The organism is Arthrobacter ginsengisoli (assembly GCF_031456935.1).
In the GTDB taxonomy this organism is placed as follows: Bacteria; Actinomycetota; Actinomycetes; order Actinomycetales; family Micrococcaceae; genus Arthrobacter; species Arthrobacter ginsengisoli.
The window spans coordinates 115,998-137,931 of sequence record NZ_JAVDVQ010000009.1; the positions used below are offsets into that span (position 1 = coordinate 115,998).

At 58.8% G+C, this 21,934-nt stretch carries 21 protein-coding genes; 6 read left to right on the forward strand and 15 right to left on the reverse strand.

The window, feature by feature from the left end; genetic code table 11:
• Positions 1–3 precede the first annotated feature (3 nt).
• From J2X01_RS12240 to J2X01_RS12275, 8 genes are all read right to left on the reverse strand, one after another.
• Positions 4–1,194, reverse strand: a complete 1,191-nt coding sequence (locus J2X01_RS12240; protein WP_374724969.1) for a glycosyltransferase family 4 protein — start codon at positions 1,192–1,194, stop codon at positions 4–6.
• Positions 1,181–2,137 carry an MATE family efflux transporter gene (locus tag J2X01_RS12245; RefSeq protein WP_310057459.1) on the reverse strand — a complete coding sequence of 319 codons (957 nt, stop codon included), beginning with the start codon at positions 2,135–2,137 and terminating at the stop codon, positions 1,181–1,183. The genes J2X01_RS12240 and J2X01_RS12245 overlap by 14 nt, the downstream gene beginning before the upstream one ends.
• A gap of 257 nt (positions 2,138–2,394) precedes the next feature.
• Positions 2,395–3,687: an O-antigen ligase family protein gene (locus J2X01_RS12250; protein WP_310057461.1), complete on the reverse strand. Its 1,293-nt coding sequence runs from the start codon at positions 3,685–3,687 to the stop codon at positions 2,395–2,397.
• Between the two features lie 88 nt (positions 3,688–3,775).
• A complete protein-coding gene (locus J2X01_RS12255; RefSeq protein WP_310057464.1) occupies positions 3,776–4,201 on the reverse strand; it encodes a serine O-acetyltransferase in 426 nt (141 codons plus the stop codon).
• Positions 4,202–4,951: a WecB/TagA/CpsF family glycosyltransferase gene (locus J2X01_RS12260; RefSeq protein ID WP_310057466.1), complete on the reverse strand. Its 750-nt coding sequence runs from the start codon at positions 4,949–4,951 to the stop codon at positions 4,202–4,204. It lies immediately after the preceding gene.
• Complete coding sequence (locus tag J2X01_RS12265; RefSeq protein WP_310057469.1) at positions 4,952–6,007, reverse strand: prenyltransferase/squalene oxidase repeat-containing protein; 1,056 nt, start codon at positions 6,005–6,007, stop codon at positions 4,952–4,954.
• Positions 6,000–7,052, reverse strand: coding sequence for a glycosyltransferase family 4 protein (locus J2X01_RS12270; protein ID WP_310057471.1), 1,053 nt, complete (start codon positions 7,050–7,052; stop codon positions 6,000–6,002). The genes J2X01_RS12265 and J2X01_RS12270 overlap by 8 nt, the downstream gene beginning before the upstream one ends.
• Entirely contained in the window at positions 7,053–8,435 is a 1,383-nt protein-coding gene (locus J2X01_RS12275) for a phenylacetate--CoA ligase family protein (protein WP_310057474.1), read from the reverse strand. It lies immediately after the preceding gene.
• A 528-nt stretch (positions 8,436–8,963) separates the two neighbouring features.
• Between J2X01_RS12275 and J2X01_RS12280 the strand changes: the two genes are divergently transcribed.
• The 5 genes from J2X01_RS12280 (at position 8,964) to J2X01_RS12300 (ending at position 15,209) form a co-directional block, all read left to right on the forward strand.
• Complete coding sequence (locus tag J2X01_RS12280) at positions 8,964–10,511, forward strand: tyrosine-protein kinase domain-containing protein (RefSeq protein WP_445344437.1); 1,548 nt, start codon at positions 8,964–8,966, stop codon at positions 10,509–10,511.
• A 51-nt stretch (positions 10,512–10,562) separates the two neighbouring features.
• Positions 10,563–12,008 carry a sugar transferase gene (locus J2X01_RS12285; RefSeq protein WP_310057476.1) on the forward strand — a complete coding sequence of 482 codons (1,446 nt, stop codon included), beginning with the start codon at positions 10,563–10,565 and terminating at the stop codon, positions 12,006–12,008.
• Between the two features lie 162 nt (positions 12,009–12,170).
• Positions 12,171–13,922 (forward strand): DUF4012 domain-containing protein, encoded by a 1,752-nt coding sequence (locus J2X01_RS12290; protein ID WP_310057480.1) that lies wholly within the window; start codon positions 12,171–12,173, stop codon positions 13,920–13,922.
• Positions 13,923–14,100: 178 nt separating this feature from the next.
• Complete coding sequence (locus tag J2X01_RS12295; RefSeq protein ID WP_310057482.1) at positions 14,101–14,688, forward strand: LPXTG cell wall anchor domain-containing protein; 588 nt, start codon at positions 14,101–14,103, stop codon at positions 14,686–14,688.
• 95 nt (positions 14,689–14,783) lie between these two features.
• Positions 14,784–15,209, forward strand: coding sequence for a VanZ family protein (locus J2X01_RS12300; protein WP_310057485.1), 426 nt, complete (start codon positions 14,784–14,786; stop codon positions 15,207–15,209).
• On the opposite strand, the gene galU is transcribed toward J2X01_RS12300, so the two are convergent.
• The 7 genes from galU to paaA form a co-directional block, all read right to left on the reverse strand.
• Entirely contained in the window at positions 15,202–16,092 is an 891-nt protein-coding gene (gene galU / locus J2X01_RS12305; protein WP_310057487.1) for a UTP--glucose-1-phosphate uridylyltransferase GalU, read from the reverse strand. The genes J2X01_RS12300 and galU overlap by 8 nt on opposite strands.
• Positions 16,093–16,190: 98 nt before the next feature.
• Complete coding sequence (locus J2X01_RS12310) at positions 16,191–16,970, reverse strand: enoyl-CoA hydratase/isomerase family protein (RefSeq protein ID WP_310057489.1); 780 nt, start codon at positions 16,968–16,970, stop codon at positions 16,191–16,193.
• A gap of 39 nt (positions 16,971–17,009) precedes the next feature.
• Positions 17,010–18,230 carry a 1,2-phenylacetyl-CoA epoxidase subunit PaaE gene (gene paaE, locus J2X01_RS12315; RefSeq protein WP_310057492.1) on the reverse strand — a complete coding sequence of 407 codons (1,221 nt, stop codon included), beginning with the start codon at positions 18,228–18,230 and terminating at the stop codon, positions 17,010–17,012.
• 15 nt (positions 18,231–18,245) lie between these two features.
• Positions 18,246–18,770, reverse strand: coding sequence for a 1,2-phenylacetyl-CoA epoxidase subunit PaaD (gene paaD, locus J2X01_RS12320; RefSeq protein ID WP_310057495.1), 525 nt, complete (start codon positions 18,768–18,770; stop codon positions 18,246–18,248).
• A 2-nt stretch (positions 18,771–18,772) separates the two neighbouring features.
• Positions 18,773–19,711 carry a 1,2-phenylacetyl-CoA epoxidase subunit PaaC gene (gene paaC, locus J2X01_RS12325; RefSeq protein WP_310057498.1) on the reverse strand — a complete coding sequence of 313 codons (939 nt, stop codon included), beginning with the start codon at positions 19,709–19,711 and terminating at the stop codon, positions 18,773–18,775.
• Positions 19,708–20,013: a 1,2-phenylacetyl-CoA epoxidase subunit PaaB gene (gene paaB, locus J2X01_RS12330; protein WP_024367847.1), complete on the reverse strand. Its 306-nt coding sequence runs from the start codon at positions 20,011–20,013 to the stop codon at positions 19,708–19,710. Before paaB ends, paaC begins: the two co-directional genes overlap by 4 nt.
• Positions 20,010–21,041, reverse strand: a complete 1,032-nt coding sequence (gene paaA, locus J2X01_RS12335; protein WP_310057501.1) for a 1,2-phenylacetyl-CoA epoxidase subunit PaaA — start codon at positions 21,039–21,041, stop codon at positions 20,010–20,012. Before paaA ends, paaB begins: the two co-directional genes overlap by 4 nt.
• A 131-nt stretch (positions 21,042–21,172) precedes the next feature.
• Here paaA and lepB point away from each other — a divergent pair, with 131 nt between their 5' ends.
• Positions 21,173–21,886 carry a signal peptidase I gene (gene lepB / locus J2X01_RS12340; protein WP_310057503.1) on the forward strand — a complete coding sequence of 238 codons (714 nt, stop codon included), beginning with the start codon at positions 21,173–21,175 and terminating at the stop codon, positions 21,884–21,886.
• The last annotated feature ends 48 nt before the right edge of the window (positions 21,887–21,934 follow it).

The following is a 21,934-nucleotide window of genomic DNA, read 5'->3' on the forward strand; positions in this document are numbered from 1 at the left end:
GGGCTAGCCCATTTTCTTAGCCGCTAGGGTGTCGACAAGTTCGAGATATCGGGCCCCGACGCTTGACCAATCATAAGCAGCAGCTACTTTCGATGACCTCGTACTGACCTCTGCAATCTTGTCTTGGTATTCAATGCTAGTCCAGAGTTGCAATGCGGTTGTCAGACTACTCACAGTCGGTTCACAGACCAATTCGGGGTCAATGTCTCCAACTATCTCCGGAGACGCACCTGCAGAAGTCACAATTGGTACCAAACCGTGGGCCATGGCCTCAACCGTAGCCAATCCGAAACCTTCAAAGGCTCTGGTGGGAAGCACAAACAATTGGGCCTTCGACAGCAAATCCGACTTCCCTTCTTCCGAAACGAGGCCATGAAATGTCACCGCTGCGTCAATTCCAAGACTTTTTGAACGTTCTTGGAGCTCGTCAGCCAGTGAACCCGATCCAATTACGTCGAGCTCCCATCCCTGTTCTGCAATTCCCGAGTCGGAAAATGCCTGCAATAGCAGGTCGACGCCCGTCCTCCATTCAAGTCGACGCAACGCGATCAGCCTCTTACTAGTACCCGGCCGGCGCGTTTTCGCATCAATACCGGCGACGTCCGAACCGCCAGGGAGGACGGTGATGTCTGACTCCTCTAACCATGAATACTCCTGCAGCAGAATTCTCTTTGAGAACTCACTTAGGACTACAACAGAATCTGCCTTGCTAAGGCATCTCCGCTCGAGCTCACGCAGGACCCATACGCGAAAACGCACGGGAAGATTAAAGGAGTCCGATTGCACGGCTTTCGTCCGAAGCTCCAGCGCGGGGCTCGCATGGAAAACATAAACCTGCAGCGCATCACTCCTGCGGGCAAAAAAAAGATTGCCCATGATCGAAGTGTGAGCTACCCGAACGCTTCCCACCAGTAATTTATGCAAAGGCAAATTCAGCAATGACAGTGAAGTAATCAGCGAACCCCTTATTCGCCGGGGCAGCTTTGGGAATAACTCGCGTACCCCAATTTTCGGAAGTGAGTCCGCCAACAAACTCCTGCCAGAATCAGACCATATCCTTGTCTGGATCGTTACTGGCCCTTCACTTCCTGAAATTGTCGTCGCTAACTCCGAGGCATAACGTTGGAGCCCGCCTACCCAGTCGGGATAAAATGCGTCGCTGATGAAGTCCCAGCCGCCGTTAGGACGTGGCAATCAGAACACCCCCAGCCACTGTCGTGCAAAGCACAACCATGAGAACCGGGGTACGGTTCTTTCGAAGAACTCCTAAAACAATGGATTGTATGACCTGCACAAAAAGCGTCGACACAGCGATACCCACAACTCCAAACTTCAAAACGAAGAACCAATTGCCCGCCACATTGAGAACAAGCAGTAAGACAGCAATAACAATCATAGATCGAGCGGGCGCAACTCTATTCCACAGACGCATATACACCTGATTGAGTATGGCGCATGGCGTAGAAATTGCGTAGACAAAGCAGACGGCCGTTAGTACTCCGGACCCATTCTCGCCATAGCCACCTCCAGCCAAAACCATACTTACGAAAATCGGAGTGACGCCAAAGAAGGCAGCCCCAACGATCAGGGGAATCGTCGTGATCGCTCCGGTCGAAAATTCATTCCCGTTGACGCTCGCCCGGCTGACTGCCGCATTACCCATCGCCATGCCAAGCGAAGTCACCGCCCCGATATAAAGAATCGCCCCGAGGTTCAGGAGCACTAGTTCCTCTGGGCCGAAAGCGTTGGCAAAAAATCTATCAATTATCGGAGATGCGATATTTATCGCAGAAACAGCAAATATTGCTATCGCTTGAACAACGACTTTCCCTACAGGAACAACGGGTGACTGGTCGAGAATGTGTCGGGAAAACTGGCTTGTGACAAATGCCATAACAATTGCCCCGACTAAATTGCCCCATGCCGCTCTTTCCAAGAAATTTCCTATGGGGAGCGCCAAAAAGACAAAACTAAGGAAAGCCGGAATGGCCGAGGCTAGCATCCCAAGAAAACTTCTCCCGGCTCGCATCAACCGACCGTTGGCAACGCCATAAATAGCGTACATAGGCACGGAAAGCGCAAACAGAAGGAAAACAATCGCGCTTCCCTGGTCGCTTAGCCAGAGCATGAATGTCACGCCGACTAACGGGAGCCCACTTGCAACGAAGCCAATAACGCCAATTGTCTTGACAGATCCCGAGTTTCGTATCACGAGGGCCGATGCGACCCCAGAAACTAGGCCAGCAACGGCTAGAAGGACCGTGGAGGCAAGAACGTAACTTGCCATCTCGGCAGTAGGTCCAACCTCGCGGGCCAGCATAAACTCCCTGGCAAAGCCGAAAACGCGACCCAGTATAAGGAGCAGGGCACCGGCGATCGAAGCCCGCCAGAGCATCACCGTGATCCGATCGGTAGTGCGGTCCTGCCGACAGGGTACGGCCCTGGCACGGCCGAGGAATTTTCAGATGCAGAGTTAGAGAAGACAAGACAAGACCAAAGCGGAATTATAACCCAAGCCCCATACCATCCGTTCCAGAAGAACAGACTAACGAAGAGAGCCAAAATACCAACAGATTCCCATTGCTTGAAGTTTTCTATCAGCCGGTACGCGACGGATACTGCAATCAATATGAACACGAATACGCCCACATCAGACATCAGGGCCAACCAAGTTGATTCGATACCAAAGCGGTCGCCGTTTTCTACGGGGCTCCGCAACTGCTTTTCAACCAGCACACTGCCAATCGGGATGCCGCCCAGCGGATTTTCTAGGATACTCCCCAACACAAAGTCCGTTGTGAAGGCTCTATCAGGATCGGACTCTTGTAAGTTCTCAAAGACCGAGAATCTATCTAACAAGGCCGTTGCAGCCGTTGGAAGTGTGGTCAGAATTAGGACTGCGCCCAGTGCCGAACTGGCGATGAGGCCAAACGATCTCCGTATACCAAGAGAAAATACGGCCACCGGCAAGGCAACGGCAAGTCCGATAAGTGCACTCTTTGAGCCCGTCATGACTATGGCCAGAATGACCAGCGCACGCATCGTATTTGCAAATCGCATGCTTCGTGGAATAGCAAAAAAAACCACAAGTAAGACTGCACTACTAAAGAGAGGATTTCCCGCCGGACCAAGGGACCGCGAGCTTCGGAGATAGTCACTTACCCCAGGAACATCTGCCAAAAGGTTGTTAAAACTAATATCCGTTATGAACTCGACTATGGTCAGCAGCGTGTAAACGCCGCCAACCAGTACGATCTGCCGTCTCATCAGAGTTGAATCAGGGGGCCGCAAGAGGAAACTAAAGCCCACAATTACTGCCGGGATTACCCACATGAGTAGGCTGGTTTCATCGATTCCGAATAAAAGCGAGGAGCCTAGATATGCCGACGGGGCCAAGAAAACCAACATGACGATTGTCCATGCCGGCGGTCGCGAGTCGTGAGGTTTCGTCTTGGACAGGAGTCTCAGGAGAGCGATCCAAATCCATGGGTTCAAGAGAATGTTCGCCTTAATGAACGGCAGGAACTGCCAAGGAATCAGCAATGCCCAGATAAATGCGCGATCTAAGCCCAGTCTCCAGACTAGGAGCCCGCCAAACGCCACGGCAAGAACGGCCAATGCAATATTTGATGAAATTCCCGTGCTTACGCTAACCACGATGGTGACAACGATTGCGAGGCCGGTCATAAGTGGACCGACGGGCACGTCCGCCAGTTTTTGCTTCCTTGGTCGCCGCCGAGTGCTCACGCCGGCGCGTACCTTTCGAATGTGCTTCTCATACTTCAGCCGGTGACTCTAGGAGACGAGATTTGGGTGCGACGACGCGCCCACCAGGCGGCACATTCTCGATTACCACAGCATTTGCGCCGATTATGGCCTTATCCCCTATCGTAAGATCACCCAGAACAGCTGCGCCGGGATAGATCGCCACGTTATTACCGATCCTCGGCAAGACGGGACTTCCGGCTCGTCCACCAATCACTACACCAGGCGATATCAAGCAATCATCACCGATGATGGTTTTGGGATGGATCACTAATCCAGATCCCCCGTACGCAATCTTGCAGCGTTTCCCAATTTGGCATTCAGACGGAATGTAGGCCCCAAAGACAATCCGGCCCATCAAAGTAAATACTCTTGGCAGAAGTGGGACACCCATGCGATGAAAAAAGTGTCCAACACGATAGAAAACAAGGGACATTCAGGAGTTCTCCTTGATCTTTCGCCAGTAACCCCTACCGACGTAATATATGAACTTAGAATTTCCTACCAAATACCGCATGAACATTCGTTTCGGCTCTTGAGCCAACCGGTGTAACCACTCCAGGCCCATCTTCTGCATCCATTTTGGCGCCCTTGTGGTTACTCCCGCCATCACGTCGAAAGTCCCCCCAACACCCACACACAGTCGCGCGTTCATAGCGTCCAGGTTGTCTCGAAGAAAATTCTCCTTGAAGGGTGATGGCAGTGCGACGAATACCAGATCCGGATTAGTGGCGCGTATGCTTGCGGCCATCTCGTCGTCACTCATGTGCTTGCGCCAAAAGCCGTCATTGAAGCCAGCAACCGTAACGCCCCTGGCTCTAACTAAGCTGGCAACCTTTGAAACAACGTCTGCTGAGGCTCCCAATAGGTAAACAGAATGCGATCGAGCAGCTGCGGCAGTCAACAGGCGGTCCATGAAGTCTACTCCAGCCACCCTTTCGGGGAGCCCTTTACCCAGCATGCGGCTAGCCCAGACGACGGATTGTCCATCAGCATTCACCATTGCACAATCAGAAATTGTCTTGCCCAATGACGCATCTTGAATTGCGGCCACCACTTTGGCCGCGTTCACAACCACGTGCTGATGGACGCCGCCGTCTTCAATCAACGCCATTGCCTTATCCACTGACTCGTCCATTGTTAGCGAGTCAATCTGAATGCCCAAGAAGTCAATTTTTGTAGTCATCTAGACCTTGTCCGATGTAGCAACTAGTTTTGAAAGAGCACTAAACGCATGTGCTTGGTTCCATCTCATGAATGGAACGCTGTTCTCCCGGTCTCTAAAACCACCGTCGGAGCCTTGATGATCCAGAAGAAGCTTTACAGCGGGATGGTCGATTGCCGGTTGAGATTGTCCAATCCCGAGCGTGGATAGCCCGCCCACAATCGTAGCTATGTTGTGTACGTCCGTACTCGCCGTGGTGTCAGTTGCGAAATAGAGGGGAAGGCTTTTTTCGGTAAACAATTTTTCTTCCCAATACCGCACTCCACGCGATAATGCTTCCTCCGATTCGATCTCAAGTTGCTGCAGCTTTTTTAGCGACTCCAGAACGTAAACCGTGTGGAAGTTGTCAACCCAAGATAGGTTGCCGCCCTCCCCGTACGGCCAGGATCCATCTGCATTTTGATGGCTAAGCGTGATGCCAACTGCCTTGTCCACGGTCCGCAGGTCTCCGCCCAGCTGCGCAACTGTCTCTGCCGCCAATAGGTTCCCGTTATGGATAAGGGCATTCGAAGCGTTGGTGTAATGGAAGTAACCCCTCGGGTCGATGAGGGAATATAGCCATTCCAGAGTCTGCGGATTAACTTCGTGCAGACGCCCTTGGCGAGCCAGCGCTCTGACCACGAAGGCTGTCGCGATAACGTTAGGAGTTCCAGCCTTGTAGTAAGCCCATCTCGTCTGAACATCAAATTCGTACCCCCAAGGCCCACCATTCTGACTCGCAAGTAGGTAGTCTCCGAGGGCTTTTGCCTCGGCTTGCCGGCCGATCAGCCAGTAGCCTTCAGCGAACAGAGCCGTTGCCTTGGCCATTCGAAGCGGGCGAACTCCCAAGACCTCGCGTGCTTTGACGTTCGACCGCTTTATGAGTTGCACCCAGGCCTGCCTCGGAATGCGTCCAGGTAGAAGTGCAGCGAGCGGGGAAGAAAGCCCATCGTATGGATCCGGACCCACGTAATTTCTAGTTGTGGCGAATTTTTCGGCTGCCAAGAGCGCTGTTTGGACTTCTTGATAATCAACCATCTGAACTTCTTTCTTCCGCCAGCAGCGTGGCATACTCAGCCTCGAGGCGTTTCCGGTACTTGGCCACGTTGAACTCTTGCTCCCATGTTGCTCGCGCATTCTGCCCGAGGCGCAACCTCAACGGCGCGTTGTCAATCAGCGATTGCATGGCGTCTTTCAGCCCCTTCGGGTCCCTCACTTCCACGAAACATCCGTTAGTGCCGTCCACGACAGCATCGGAAATTGAGCCAACGTTTGTCACAATCGGGGCTAGACCCCAGGCCATCGCATCCAGTAGTGCGAGAGGTAAGCCCTCAGCGTGAGACGGAAGAACGAAAATGGAAGCTTCGCCGAGTAGACCTGACAACGCCTCTTGGCCCAACCAGCCCGAGTATTCCACAGAGGTTGCAGCTTCAAGTTCATCACGCGTCGCGGCATTTTCAGTATCTCCTGCCACTCGCATCCTCCAAGAGCTCGTTGTGTGCAGTTCTTCAATGGCTTTGAGGATCTCGCGTGTTCCCTTACGCACTCCCGATCGGCCGAGAAATAGCATCGAGACTGGGGAGACAGAACGGTCCGGTACTCGGTTCGGTCCCGGCACAGCGTTCGGCAGAATACCAACACGCGCGGCAGGGACGCGCAGACCCTGTGTGACGAAACTGCGCCATGCGTTGCCCAACACAAGCACCCGAGATGCCCGCCCGAAGATCGTTCGAATGAGGAGTTTAACGACTGGGTTGCTGTCCCGATAGAACTCCCGGTAGGCGGCACCGTGCAAATGCAGAACATACGTCTTTTTTGTAACTGAAAGAATAAGCGCTATAACCGCTTTGCGGTAGGTGCTGCCTCTGGACGCGATATTGATATGGAAGATCGAGTTCTTGTCTCGGTATGTCAAAACAACGCCCAACACCCTTAGAAAAGAGCGCAACCGACGATCAGTTGTTCCGCTGTCTAGGAATGTATACAAATCATCCGGACCCAGAGTGGACTTGAGATGTTGCATCATCACCCCTATACCTCCGGGAGATCCCGGCGGCGGACCTATCACGATAACCTTAGACATTCAGGATCGCTCAGGATTCGCCGAGATCCGCATTTCAACAAGTTGCTGTTTCCCGTTTGTAGTGTCAGGTAGATTGTCTACTACAACCGCGTTGAATAATATGCGACCAGCACAGTTTTGCTGCATTTCCGATGCAAAGCTTTGGGCGTCGGCCTGACTGCCATTATCATTCAAAACAATCAAAATATCGACCAAACCGTATGTCCGCTGAACAAAACGAAACGCAAGAACTCTCACATAGGCGTCCGAATGAAGGTTCAACGCAGATGTGGAAATCGCGGCACCTGAGCCCGTAAAGAGGTGTTCTTGAATACGACGCGCTTTGAGCCCATTCACTATGGGCGCACCCCGTCCCGCATAACCGGCCAATGTGGCAACATCCCCGGTGTCGTACCTGAGAATCGGCATCCCCGTAAGTCTCAGGCCAGTCGCGACCAGCCTTCCTTCGTCTCCGATATCCACAGGCGCCCCGGTCTCATCGACTACCTCTACATATCCGTAAAGAGGGGAAAACGTATAGTTCCCGGTCGTGGGATCATATTCCGCAAAGGCCACACGTTCACTCAGTCCGTAGAACGGAAGAATTACAGCCTGTGGAAAAGCTTCTGCCAAGACTTCGGCCTGGTCCTTTGTCACGCGCTCAGACACAGGAAAAATGCCCTTTATGCGCTGACGATGCTTCAACGGGTCTAGAGTTTGGGCGGCTTTTGCAACAGCGGTAAGCGATGAAGGATACCCGTGTATATATTCAATGCCCCGCGCGCTAATAAGGCGCCAATACTCCTGAACCGATGCGGAATCAAGACCGAACGGCGACAGAAAAAGTTCCCGTGTGGACCGGGACACGAGATGCCGCCGTCCGGCTGCCCCTAATTTCTGCCCGCGAAGTACGGCACGCCAGTCTTCTGGCCGGTAGCCAGAACGACGCCAAGCATCACAGACATAGGCCCACTCTCCAGCGCCCCGAATCTTGTCCAGATAAAAGACTGCAGGCTTGCCAGACGAGCCGCTAGTTGAGACGAGATCGACTTTAGCCCGAGGGGACGCGAGCATGAGATCCCTATTAGTCGTCAATTCCTCGCGACTCAGTATCGGGAAGCTAGAGATCAGCTCATAAACATCTTCATTATTCGAATACACATAGCCTTGGTGGCGGGAGTAGTATCCAGTCTTCAGAGCCTTCTCAATAACCTGCCGGAGCAAGGCACGCTGTTCTTGTTCGGCCCAGGCCTTGTCCTCGCGACTCCTTTTTATTCCTTCGGAGGCGGTGAAGAACTCTGAGCCAAGCCTAATCTGGGGCGGCAGCCAGTATGATGCGAGGCCGAAAATCTCCCTGACAGCAGGGCTGCTGTGAGCAACAGCTTCACGGATTCTACCCAACATTGCGCTTCCATTCTCGATAGTCCTGCGCTGAGTATGCGATCTGGAGGCGAAGGCACCAACCCAGGCGTGTGCCCCCGCACATCTTGTATGTTCCCCATCCAGGCTCCTGTTGGGCTGTCGATTCCTTATGGGCAGGGCCCGACGTCCTTTGCGGCATAGATTTGAGGAAGGGCACGAAACGAAGTGCGCTTGGAGGACACCGCGAAATGCTACCAGATTGGCTTGCTTACGAATTGAGCCCCGTGATCCAGGCCACTCGGTAAAATCTTGGGTCTTGCCGGGTTCTGAGTCGGAACGAAACGACTCAGGATCCGCGGTCCGAGCGTCCTCCAAAAGTGCTCCGATCCGGCTGTCGCCCGCGCAAGGTGCTCCCTCAATTTCCGCACAGGTTGTTGGGAACACATGGTTTGACTACGCCTTTCTCGTTTTCGGCAGAATCCTTTCTCATGACTCCGCAACACGCGCCGGCCTTCACTTCCCAGAGCACACCTGAACGACGGAACGAGTTCCCGGTGTGAACGGTGACGGATGCCAACCATATACACTTGGGAACTTGTGTTGGGCATGGAAAAAGCGTTCAGAGGGGTCTCAATCTTGGAGCTAAGCGACTATTTGCGCGTCTTGCGGCGGCATTGGGTAATGATTGCGGCGTTTTCCATGCTCGGCCTGGCTGTGGCCGGGGCAGCTTCGATGGCTATAAGACCGACTTACACCGCGAAGACGCAGCTGTTCGTCGCCATTCAAAGCTCTGGCTCTGTCTCCGAGCTTCAGCAGGGCAACACGTTTAGTCAGGCACGAGTCCAGTCATACGTTGAAACAGTGGGCTCCCCGTCGGTCCTACAACCCGTAATTGATAGGCTCGGTTTGCACGTTTCGGCGGCCGAACTCGGCAAGAACGTGAGCGCTTCGTCGGACTCGAAGACGGTCATTATCTCCATTTCGGCCGCGGATCCATCACCAGTCCAGGCTGCGGCAATTGCCCAGGCCGTCGGAAGCAGTTTGATTGACGCCATCGAAGCAATCGAGAGTCCAGCCGAGGGTGGCAAGTCCCCCGTGCGGTTGTCTGTAATCACTCCAGCCAGCGCGCCAGTTTCCCCGTCAGCGCCCAATACACGCCTGAACCTCGCGCTTGGGCTTGCGAGCGGACTTTTGATTGGCCTCGGACTCGCAGTTCTTAAGACTGTCATGGATACCAAGATCCGGGGGGAGGCGGACCTGCTTCGAGTGACCGACAAGCCGATCCTTGGCGGCATCTCATTCGATTCGGACGCAACCAAAAAGCCCCTGCTAACGCAAGCCCCCGCTCAGAGCCCTCGGGCCGAGTCGTTCCGTCAGATCCGCACCAACCTGCAGTTCGCTCATGTTAGCCATGGCTCGAAAGCCGTCTTGGTCACTTCATCCCTTCCGGGAGAGGGAAAGAGCACCACGGCAACCAATCTAGCCATTGCAATGGCTCAGTCCGGCCAGACTGTGGTCTTGATCGATGCGGACCTCCGGCGTCCTCGTATTTGCGATTACTTGGGCCTCGACAGCACAGCCGGTCTGACGACGGCGCTCATTGGGGAAGCGGATGTGAACGACCTTCTTCAGCCTTGGGGAGAAGACAACCTCTATGTCCTCACTTCCGGGCAAGTGCCCCCCAACCCGAGTGAGCTCTTGGGGTCCGAGGCGATGAAAGACCTAATCGTTCGACTCGAAGCCGCATTTGACGCAGTCATCATCGACGCTCCACCACTTTTGCCCGTTACTGATGCTGCAGTGCTAGCCCAACAAGTCGGGGGTGTCGTTCTCGTGGTGGGCGCGACACGTGTTAGAACTCCCGAGCTGAAGAAATCCTTGGAGGCCTTGGAAATGGTCGAGGCCGACCTCCTGGGGCTTGTCCTGAACCTTTTGCCGTCCAAGGGTCCCGACGCCTACGCCTACAGTTACTATTCCTACGACTCTTCTCAGAGGCCTCTTTCGCGTCCTCCGATCAGCGCCTCGCGCATGGAAGAGCCCGCCAGAAGCCAGAGCGAGGCTATGAGCTCAACTGTGGCTCGCGGCAGGGCGTTTGTCCGCGGCGATAGCCGAGCCTGACAGACTACCGTTCAGAATTCTCTAAATTGAAAACCGTTGGGGACTAGAAGCATGGCTGATATCGAGCAGTTCAATTGGCGCGCCCACTACGAGAAGCGCATTGCTGCGGTCGATGCTTTCGTTGTACTTTGGGCGACTGCAGGGGCCTTGATTGTTAGATTCGGAACTGTTCAAAGCGAAAGTGTAATTAGTAAGGCCGGAGTTCCAGACCTGTTTGTGGCCGTGATTCTCGCGGCGAGCTGGTGGCTTATGCTGTCGGTCTGGGGAAGCCGAGATTCGAGGATCCTCGGGTATGGCCATGAAGAGTACAAACGCGTCGTTGGTGCATCCGTATGGTTCTTTGGACTGATAGCCATAGTTTCCTACACTTTCCAATTCGAAACCGCTCGAGGGTATGTCGGCATAGCGCTGCCTGCCGGCCTTCTCAGTCTCATCCTGGCTCGCTTCCTGGTTCGCCAGCTACTGCAAGTTGAGCGACGACTTGGGAGAAGTTCGGCGCGCGTCCTTATAATTGGTGGGGCGAGTAGTGCCGAGCACCTCGCTAGGTCGTTGACCCTTCACCCCATGGCAGGTTACTTGCCTGTCGCTACCTACTTGCCAGGAACCGCGGCCGGAACGACGGTGTCCTCAGATCTGGGCCTGACGAACTTGGGTCGTAGCACAGATGCCGAGAGTATTGCTCGGACAATAGAAGCGTTCAGGCCAGACGCAGTAGCGCTTTCGGGCGGCGTGCAATTGCCACCGCAGACTATCCGAGCGTTGGGCTGGGCGCTTGCAGATCTGGATGTTCGGATGATCATGGCGCCAGCTTTGACGGACGTGGCAGGACCGCGGATTCACACCCAGCCCGTCGCCGGCCTGCCGCTTATCCATGTTTCCACCCCAAATCTTGCGCCTCGTCAACGTTTCGTAAAACGTGTTTTTGATCTTGCAGGCGCGGCGGCGCTGCTCATCATGTTGGCCCCTGTCCTTCTGGTCCTCGCGTTGGTGGTGCGCACCGACAGTCCCGGGCCTGCCCTGTTCAAACAGGACCGTGTAGGGGCACATGGCGCTAAGTTTAAAATGCTCAAATTCCGCTCGATGGTTGTAGATGCGGAGAGTCGTTTAGGAGATCTACGTGCCAGGAATCAGGGCAACGGAATCCTATTCAAGATGCAAAACGACCCCCGCGTAACGCGTGTCGGACGCTTCATACGACGCTATAGCTTGGATGAACTGCCTCAGTTGTTGAACGTGCTGAATGGCTCCATGAGCTTAGTTGGACCGCGACCGCCTCTTCCCTCCGAAGTCGAAAAATACGAAGCCCATGTACATCGTCGGCTCTTGGTGCGTCCTGGCCTGACTGGGCTGTGGCAAGTAAGTGGCCGGTCGCTCCTCTCATGGGAAGATTCCGTCCGTCTGGATCTGTATTACGTGGAGAACTGGTCATTGGCTGGCGACTTTCTGGTTCTCCTGCGAACAATTCGGGCTGTTTTCCGGCGTACCGGTGCCTACTGACTCTTGGCACGTAGCTAATCGATCCACAATCGCAGAGGGGTCCCGTCAGACATGAATGACCACAGAAACATCCAGCGAAAACAGCGCGAACAGAATTCCGCCGCTCGGCAGGACGCTCCCCGAAGGCACCGCCGATTCTTCAGAGTATCCGCCACCCTCGCGGTGGCGTCGGTAACGCTGGTGTGCCTTCTCTTTTGGATTGATTCAAGAGCCTCGGTCATCAAGGAAGAGCTGGAGGCTGGTCTCCGTCTACTGCCGGAAATTCAGGAAGCTGTACTGAATAATCAATCACACGAGGCCGCAGAAGGTGTCAGGAAACTCAAAACGCGGACCGAGGCTGCCCGGAATGCCGCGGCCGATCCCGCCTGGACACTCGCTTCGGCTATTCCTTGGATTGGCCGCAGCTTCTCAGCAACGAGTGAGGTCGCGCGATCGGCCGATGATGTCGTGACTCTGGGCGTGGGGCCTTTAGTAGAAGTATTCGAGTCGTTGGACTGGTCGGGCTTACTGCCGACCAACGCGGGCACGGATCTGGGTCCGCTGAAGGAAGCTGCCCCCCAAGTTGTTTCGGCTGCCCATGCCGTCAGTGCTTCGGCCTCGCGGCTTGAATCGATCGAGACCGAAGGGCTGATTCCCCAGGTCTCGGAACCCTTGGTCCGCGTCCGTTCGCAACTACGGGCAGCGAGCGGAACATTGTGGGCGGCAGGAAACGCGGCCGAGCTCGCCCCCGTCATGATGGGCTCGGACCAGCCGCGCCGTTACTTGCTGCTCATCCAGAATAATGCTGAGGTGAGAGCATCCGGTGGCATCCCAACCGCACTGGCTGTCATCACACTAGAACAAGGCAAAATGAAACTGGATCATCAGACTACGGCGAACGCTCTGGGCCGTATGAGCGAATCTGTGCCAGTCGACAAGGAGCAGGAAAGTATCTATTCGACGCGAATGGGCCGGTTCATGCAGGACGTAAACCTTACGCCCGATTTTCCGACTGCGGCTGGCACCGCGCTCAAAATCTGGCGCGAGAAGACGGGCGACACCCTGGATGGTGTCATATCTGTGGACCCCGTCGCACTGGGGTTCATCTTGGATAGCACCGGCCCGGTGACGCTTCACGACAAAACCGTCATGGGCTTCTCCCCCGAAATGCCGACAGAGCTATCCGGCCGCAACGTTGTGCAGACACTAATGTCTGATGTTTATGCGAAGATTCCCGACACATCCAATCAGGACGCCTACTTCGCTGCTGTTGCCAAGGAGGTGTTCTCCTCACTGGCCAGCGGTTCAGGTGAACGCAAGGCCCTTTTTGACGGGATAGGTAAAGGCGTCGATGGTCGGCGGATTCTGCTTTGGTCGGCACACCCGATCGAACAAAATGTAATCAGCAAATATGGCGTTGGCGGGGCAATTAGCGGGGAGAGCGTGGCGCCAGCCCAGTTCGGAGCCTATTTCAACGACGGCACTGGCGCCAAAATGGACTATTACGTCCGGCGGACAGTTCAGCTCGTCGAGGAATGCACCGGCACTGAGTACGGACAGGTCAAGGTGCGTGTCACGAGCACTAACACGGCTCCGGTAGACGCTGCGACTTCCTTACCTTCCTATGTCACCGCCGGTGGCGCATTCGGGGTGGCAGCCGGCTCTGTCCAAACAAACGTAATTGCTTACGGCCCGGCGCAGGCCAACGTGGAAACAGCCTCGGTGGACGGCAGGAAGACGGACTTCGCCGCCCATCACCACGCCAATAGACCCGTGGGAACAGTAACCGTCACCCTTGCACCGGGCCAGAGCAGCACCGTAGAGCTGACCTTCGGCAAAATTGTTCAGCACGGCGAACCTAACCTGGTTGTCACACCCACTGTCCAGCCTGTCAAAGATGTAGTACTTCCCACCGCGAATGCAGCATGCGATTAGTGAAAGTAAACCCTCAGCAAACGGTTCGTAAAGCAACTTGATTCACTTTGGTCACACGCGTTTTGAGTGCTAGTGTCTGCATGGGCTTATCAAATGAGATTTCAACCTGCTGCCACTCGGGGGACCCGGAAATCTCCACAATCGCGTGACACTCGTATATACGGTCTCAGGGGGACACATGAAGAAAACACTTGCAGCGATCACACTCGCGGGCTCCATCGCACTAATCGGCGCAGTTCCGGCCATGGCAACCAACAACAGGTACCCGGCTCCGCCCGCCAACTCCGCCGTTTCTGATGGCACCGTGGGCCCGGGCGAGCGGTTCGTCTTCCGCGGCAATGGCTTCAAGGCCGGCGAAGGACTCATCATCAAGGTCACACCCGGCGGCAGGCCGTCATCGAACGGCGCCAGCGTCAACGGCCGTGGCATGAGCGTTTCCGCCAAGATCACTCTGCCGCTGGCACCGCAGGAGTTGTCCACCAGCGCAGATACCAGTGGCGCCTTCTCATTCCCGGTCACGATCAGCGAGACCGGCGTTTACACCCTCACCGCAACCGGTTTGGAGTCCGGAGTTACCGCCAGCTCGAGCATCACGGTGCAGGGTGCCGCCGTAAATGCAGCCTCCAGCACGACCGGCGGACTTGCGGACACCGGTGCTGATTCCAACCTGATGATCTGGTCGCTGGTGGGTGCAGGTGCTCTTGCCGCCGGCATTACCTCCGTTGTAGTCGTTCGTCGCCGCGCCAAGGCTGACGTCGCGGCCTAAGCGCCAGCCAACAAGCATCCAATAGGGTGGTGGTCTCCGGGATACCGGGGACCACCACCCTTTGCTATGAGGTTCCTAAGGAGCACATGAGGGCCATGTCCACGCCACGCGTCTGGCGAATTGTGCTGGCAGGCTTTCTGGCCGTCCTGGCGCTGGTTGGCTTTTGGCCCAGCCCGGTGGACCAGCCAGTGCAGGGACAGGTTGCCGGTTTCCTGTTTTTCATCCACACCCTCGGTGTACCGGGGTGGATTGGTTACGGGTTCGTTGAAGCGTCCGCCAATGTGGCGCTCTTTGTACCCCTCGGCGTCCTGGCGGCACTGGCCTTCCCGCAGAAACCGTGGTGGCAGATCGGTGCCTTTGGGTTGCTGGTCTCTGGCGTCATGGAGTTCGGCCAGCTGCTCTTTCTTCACAGCCGCTTCCCCAGCCCGCTGGACCTTGTCACGAACACCGCAGGATGCCTCGTGGGATTCCTATTGGCAACGCTCTTTCTCCGCCCGCAGACGGGCGCGACGGTCAGCTGACGAAGGTCTTCATCCAGGTCTTGAGCTCCTCGCCGAATTCCACCCGTTCCGAGGCGATGGAGATGACTGCTTTCAGGTAGCTCAGCTTGTCGCCGGTGTCATAGCGGCGGCCCTTGAAGACCACGCCATACACACCACCGCCCTCGCCGTCCGAAGTGGCCAGGGTCTGCAGGGCGTCGGTGAGCTGGATTTCGCCGCCGCGGCCGGGCTCTGTTTCCTCCAGAACATCAAAGACCGCCGGGTGGAGCACATACCGTCCGATCACGGCCAGGTTGGAGGGCGCGTCGGCGATTGAGGGTTTTTCCACCAGCCGGTTGACGCGGACATGGACATCACCGTCAACGGCTGAAACGTTGGCGCAGCCGTACGCGCTGATCTCGGCGGGGTCCACTTCGATCAGGGCGATGACAGAGCCTCCCGTACGGGCCTGCACGTCGATCATGGTGCTCAAAAGCTCGTCCTGCTCGTCGATCAGGTCATCGCCCAGCAGGACGGCGAACGGCTCGTTGCCCACGTGCTGGCGGGCGCAGAGCACGGCGTGTCCCAGCCCTTTGGGGTCGCCCTGGCGGACGTAGTGGAGGGGCCCGAGGGCGGACGCGTGCTGGACGGCATCCAGTTTCTCAAAATCGCCCTTGAGTTCCAGTGCACTTTCCAGGCTGGGTTCACGGTCAAAGTGGTCCTCGAGCGCACGCTTCTGCCGGCCGGTAATCATCAGCAAATCGGTCAGGCCGGCACGGACTGCTTCCTCGACCACGTACTGGATGGCCGGCTGATCCACGACTGGCAGCATTTCCTTCGGCATTGCCTTGGTGGCGGGCAGGAAGCGCGTTCCCAGTCCGGCAGCAGGAATGACAGCTTTAGTTACTGGTTTCCCCAAAGTCATAACCGAACCCTACAAGCGCCTCCTCGAAATGAGAATGGCTTCCACCAAAGACGAGTACCGAGACAACTTGGTCTCGCTTAGTCGGTATTGCGGCGCTGCTAGCCCTTGAAAACCGGCTTCCGTTTCTCCTGGAAGGCCAGGAATCCCTCCGCGTAGTCCTCGGTCTTGCAGAGCCGGGCCTGCTCGGCGTTCTCCTCTTCCATGGACGCCCAGAGGCCGAGCCGCTGGTCCCGGATGTGCGCCACGAGTTCCTTGCTGGCATTGAAGGCGCTGGTGGCGCCGGTGGCTGCCTTGGCCACGATGACGCGCGTGGTCTCCAGCAGCTCGGCCGCGGGCATGGCCCGGCTGAACATCCCATGGGCCACGGCGTCCGCGCCGCTCATGAGCTCGGCCGTGTAGATCAGGTCCAGGGTCCGGTGCATGCCGAGGCGCTCGGTGAAGTACCAGTGGCCGCCCGAATCGAGGGTGGCACCGAGGTTCGCGAACGGGGAGCCGAATTTGGCGTTCTCCGCCACGTAGACCACGTCGGTGGCCAGCAGCAGCCCCAGCCCCACGCCCAGGCAGGCCCCCTGGGCCGCGGCGAAGGTGGGGGCGGGGAACGCGGTCATCTTCTTCAGCAGCGGCTGCAGGAGTCCGCCCAGGTACGCCTGGACGTCGTCCGTCTCCGGCGTCACGCCGGCGATGTCCCGTCCCGCACAGAACGCCCGGCCTTCCCCCCTAAGCAACAGCGCCCGGACCTCCCCGCGTGCGGCGGCGGCAGCGGCGTCGTCGTACGCCTGGGACAAATCCTTCAGGGCCTGCTCGTCCAGCGAGTTGAGCTTGTGCGGGGCGTCAAGGACGATCTCGGCGACGCCGTCGGCGATGGAGAGGGAAATCATGGGGCTCCTGAATTCGTGGCGGGAAGCGGGGTTGGGCTGCTAGACGTCGAAGTCGACGGTGACTTCCGGCGTCGTGGGGTGGGACTGGCAGGTGAGCACGTAGCCCTTGTCCAGTTCGTCCTGCTCCAGCGCGTAGTTCTCGTCCATGGTGACGGCACCGGTGACCACCTTGGCGCGGCAGGTGCCGCAGACGCCGCCGGCACACGCGAACGGTACGTCCGGGCGGACCCGCAGGGCCGCGTTCAGGATCGATTCGCGGGCGTGAGTGGGGCTGGCCACTTCGCCCTGGAGGCCGTCCAGCTTGAAGGTGATCTTGTACGTGGCCTGGGACTCGTCCACAATCACGGGACGGCCGGCGTTGCCCTCGGGGCGGTCCGGCTTGCCGGTGGTGAACAGCTCGAAGCGGATGTGGTCCGGGTTGACGCCACGCTCAGCCAGGGTGTCCCGGCACAGCTGGACGAGCTCGAACGGGCCGCACAGGAACCACTCGTCGACGTCGTCGGCGTGGATGGCGGTCCCCAGCAGGGCCTGCAGCTTCTCCGCGTCGATCCGGCCGCTGAGCAGCGGGGCGATCCGCTGTTCGCGGGAGAGCACATGGTGCAGGGCCAGCCGTGCCGGGTACTTGTCCTTCAGGTCGGCGAGTTCCTCGAGGAACATCACGTCCATGGCAGCTTTGTTGGCATAGACGAGGTCGAAGCGGGTTTCCGGGTGCGCCGCGAGCAGCGTACGGGCGATCGCGATGACCGGGGTGATGCCGGAACCGGCGGCGATCGCGACGAAGGAGCCGGGCTCCCCCGCCAGCTCTTCCGGATGGTTCATCGAGTTCATCAGGTTCTGCTCTTTGCCGTCCCGGCCGTGCTTGGACACGAACGCGCCCATGGGGCTCATCACGTCCAGGACGTCTCCTGCCTTGAGCTCGGCGTTCGCCCAGGTGGAGAACTGGCCGCCCAGGTCCTTCTTGATCGCGACCCGGATCTCGCTGCTGCCGTCGGCGAAGCTCCGCGGTTCGGCGCAGATCGAGTAGCTGCGCCGGATTTCCTTCGGCTCGCCGGTCTCATCGGGCAGGGTGGTGCGCAGCGCGACGTACTGGCCGGGGAGGTAATCGAACTGGCCGGCGAGCTCGGCCGGAACGCCGAAGGTCACCTCGATCGCGTCATCGGTGAGCCGGCGGACCTCGTCCACGGCCAGCGGGTGGAAGGACGCGCGGCGGCGGCCGGTGGCTGCAGCCGTTTCAGCGGCAGTCTGGCGGACAACAGTCATGGGAGCACCTGTTCCTTACAAAACTTTGAAGTAGTCGAACGGTTCCTTGCAGTCCTGGCAGACGTACAGCGCCTTGCAGGAGGTGGAACCGAAGCGGGTGAGTTCCTTGGTGTTCAGCGAGGAACACTGCGGGCATTTGACGGCGAGGGACAGCCGGACCGGACCGGCGTGCCGGACGGCGGCCGAGTGGCCGGAGGGCGGGGCGATGCCGTACTCCTGCAGCTTGGCCTTGCCGGACTCGGTCATCCAGTCCGTGGTCCAGGCCGGGGAGAGCACCAGTTCCACGCGGACTTGGGGGTAGCCGGCATTCTGGAACGCGGCCGTGAGGTCGTCACGGATGGCGTCCATCGCGGGGCAGCCGGAGTAGGTCGGCGTGATGGTGACCTGGACCGCGGGAACGTCCCCGCCGTCGTCGAACAGCTGGACGTTCCGGAGAATGCCCAGGTCCGCCACCGTGAGGACCGGGATTTCCGGATCGCAGACCGTGGCCGCGATGTCCCAGGCCTGCTGCTCGGCCGTCTTGGTGTCCATCTCAGGCATGGTTACCAGCTTGCTCCGGGGTACTCGCGGGCGAGCACCTGCATTTCGGCGAGGAGGTAGCCGAGGTGTTCGGAGTGCAGTCCCCTGCGTCCGCCGCCGGGCGCGGGCGCGACCTTGGGAACGTCAAGTTCGGCTGCGGCGAGGACCTCGCCGGTCAGCCGATCGAAGTCGGCACGCAGGCTGGAGGGCTCGACGGCGGCACCGGCCGCGGCAAGGCGGGCGGTGAGTTCGTCGTCGCGGAACAGTTCGTCCACGTAGGGCCAGATGACCTTGAAGCCGTGGACCATCTTCTCGCGGGACTCGTCCGTGCCCTGGGCCAGCCGCAGCACCCACTGCGCGCTGTGGTCGCGGTGGTAGTCCACTTCCTTGACGGCCTTGGCGGCGATCCCGGCCAGAGTGGCGTCGGTGGACTCCACCAGGCGGCGGTAGAGCTCGAACTGGTAGTAGCTCACCACGAACTGGCGGGCGATGGTGACGGCAAAGTCGCCATTGGGGAGTTCGAAGATCTCGACTGAACGGAATTCGGGCTCGCGGCGGAAGTAGGCGAGGTCATCCTCGCTCCGGCCGTCGAGTCCCCCGGCGTAGCTCAGGAAGGAGCGGGCGTGGCCCAGCTGGTCCAAGGCGATGTTGCCGAGGGCGATGTCCTCCTCGAGCTCCGGGGCGCGGGAGATCCAGTGGCCCAGGCGCTGGGCGAGAACCAGGGCGTCATCGCCCAGGCGCAGGGCGAACTCGGCGACGTCCTCGCTCGGCTTCGCGGTGCCGTGGCTGACGGCCAGGGCGATGTCCTCCGGGCGGAGCGCGTTGCCGGGCGTGATGCGGGTGGCGCTGGCCGTGGCCTCGCCGCTGCCGCTGGCTGCCTTGACGCCGACGGAGAGGTCCCCGTGGCCGGACGTTTCTGCTGCGGGGGCCGTAGCCGCCGCAGTTTCGGGTGAGGTGCTCACAGGTGCTTCACGCCCTCGCTCTTGGTGTAATACGTCGCATGCCGGTAATCCTTGCCCTGGGGCGACTCGAAGAACGAGCCCTTCGCGTCCGGATCGCTCGAGGCGATCGCGTCAGCCGGGACAACCCAGATGGACACACCCTCATTGCGGCGGGTGTAGAGGTCACGGGCGTTGCGCAGGGCCATGGCGGCGTCCGGTGCGTGCAGGGAGCCGGCGTGGACGTGGGAGAGACCGCGGCTGGAGCGGACAAACACTTCCCAGATGGGCCAGACGTTTCCTGCGTGCGGTTCGGGGGTTGTCATGCTGCGGATTCCTTTTCTGCTTGCTTGCGGCTCTGCTTTTCCGCGTAGGCGGCGGCGGCTTCGCGGACCCAGGTGCCGTTGTGGTGTGCCTCGCGGCGCCGTTCCAGGCGCTGGGCGTTGCAGGGGCCGCGGCCGGCGAGGACTTCGTGGAATTCGTCCCAGTCCAGCGGACCGTGCTCCCATTTTTTGGTGTCTTCGTTGAAGCGGATGTCCTTGTCCGGGAGGGTGAGCTCAAGGACCTTGACCTGCTCCATCATCATGCCGACGAAGCGGTTGCGCAGTTCGTCGTTGCTGAAGCGCTTGATGTTCCAGGCCATGGACTGCTTGGAGTTGGGCGAGTCGTCATCCGGCGGGCCGAACATCATCAGGGCCGGGGCGTACCAGCGGTTCACCGCGTCCTGGGCCATCTGCTTCTGCTCGGGGGTGCCGTGGGAGAGTTCCAGCAGGATCTCGAAGCCCTGGCGCTGGTGGAAGGATTCTTCCTTGCAGACGCGGACCATGGCGCGGCCGTACGGGCCGAAAGAGGCGCGGCAGAGCGGCACCTGGTTGGCGATAGCGGCGCCGTCGACCATCCAGCCGATGGCGCCCATGTCCGCCCATGTGCGGGCGGGGTAGTTGAAGATGGAGGAGTACTTGGCCTTGCCGTCCATCAGGTCCTGCATCATCTGGTCGCGCGGCTGGCCGAGGGTCTCGGCGGCGGAGTACAGGTACAGCCCGTGGCCGGCCTCGTCCTGGACCTTGGCCATCAGGATGGCCTTGCGCTTGAGGCTGGGGGCGCGGGAGATCCAGTTGGCTTCCGGCTGCATGCCGATGATCTCCGAGTGCGCGTGCTGCGAGATCTGGCGCAGCAGGGTCTTGCGGTATGCCGGGGGCATCCAGTCGCGGGGTTCGATCCGCGAGTCATCCGCCATGACTTTGTCGAAGTATGCCTGGCCTTCAGCGTCACGCCGGGCCGCATCTTCGAGGCTCTGTTCGTGCCGTGCCGATGTTGGCTCTCCGGGCACTGACTGCAGGGTCTGCGCTGCCATGGTTGCTCCTATGCATTTCCGATAAATAATTACCGACCGTTCGTTCAGGATATGCGGAAGGCGGGAGATGCGTCAAGCACCGGGACGAGATGCGGCGCGGGGGCGCGGATCGCCGGTGGTAGCTTGAACTCGTGAATATCGGCGCGGGCAGGAAGCTCCCCCTCTGGGCCTCCGTGGCCCTGAACATGCTCATCGCCCTGGTAGCCGTGTCCCTGGTCCAGGGGTTCCTGGTGAAGGCCTACCGCATCCCGTCCGGGTCGATGGAGCCGACCCTGCAGGGGTCAGCGGACGGCGGCGACAGAATCCTGGTGAACCGGCTGGCCTATCTTGGTTCCGGGCCGGGCACCGGGGACATCGTGGTGTTCACCCGGCCGGAGAGCTGGCAGGCGGAATCGGCAGTGCCGCGCAGCGGCGGGATTGCCTCGCTGGCCCGTTCCTTCGGCGACGTGACCGGGATCGGCCCGTCCAACGAGCGGTTCCTGGTCAAGCGGGTGGTTGCGAGCGGCGGCCAAACCATCAGCTGCTGCGGAGACGACGGCAAAGTGCGGATCGACGGCCAGCCCTTGGACGAGCCTTACCTTTTCGAGGATCTGCCGTTTGTGGCAGGCAGCCTCGACTGCCAATCCAGCGCCCGCTCGCTCCGGTGCGTTCCCGACTTCACGGTCCCCGAGGGCGAACTGGTAGTGCTGGGCGACCACCGGTCCAACTCGGTGGATTCCGCCATCAACTGCCGAAGCTACACGGATGAGGTCGTGGACTGTGTCCGGACGATTGAGTCCTCGGCCGTCGTCGGGCAGGTGGCGGGAAGATTTTGGCCGCTGAACCGCGTTGGCGGCGTGGGCTGACTTCCTCTTATGAAAGAAATATCCCCTCGAAGCGGCCGGCTTCGAGGG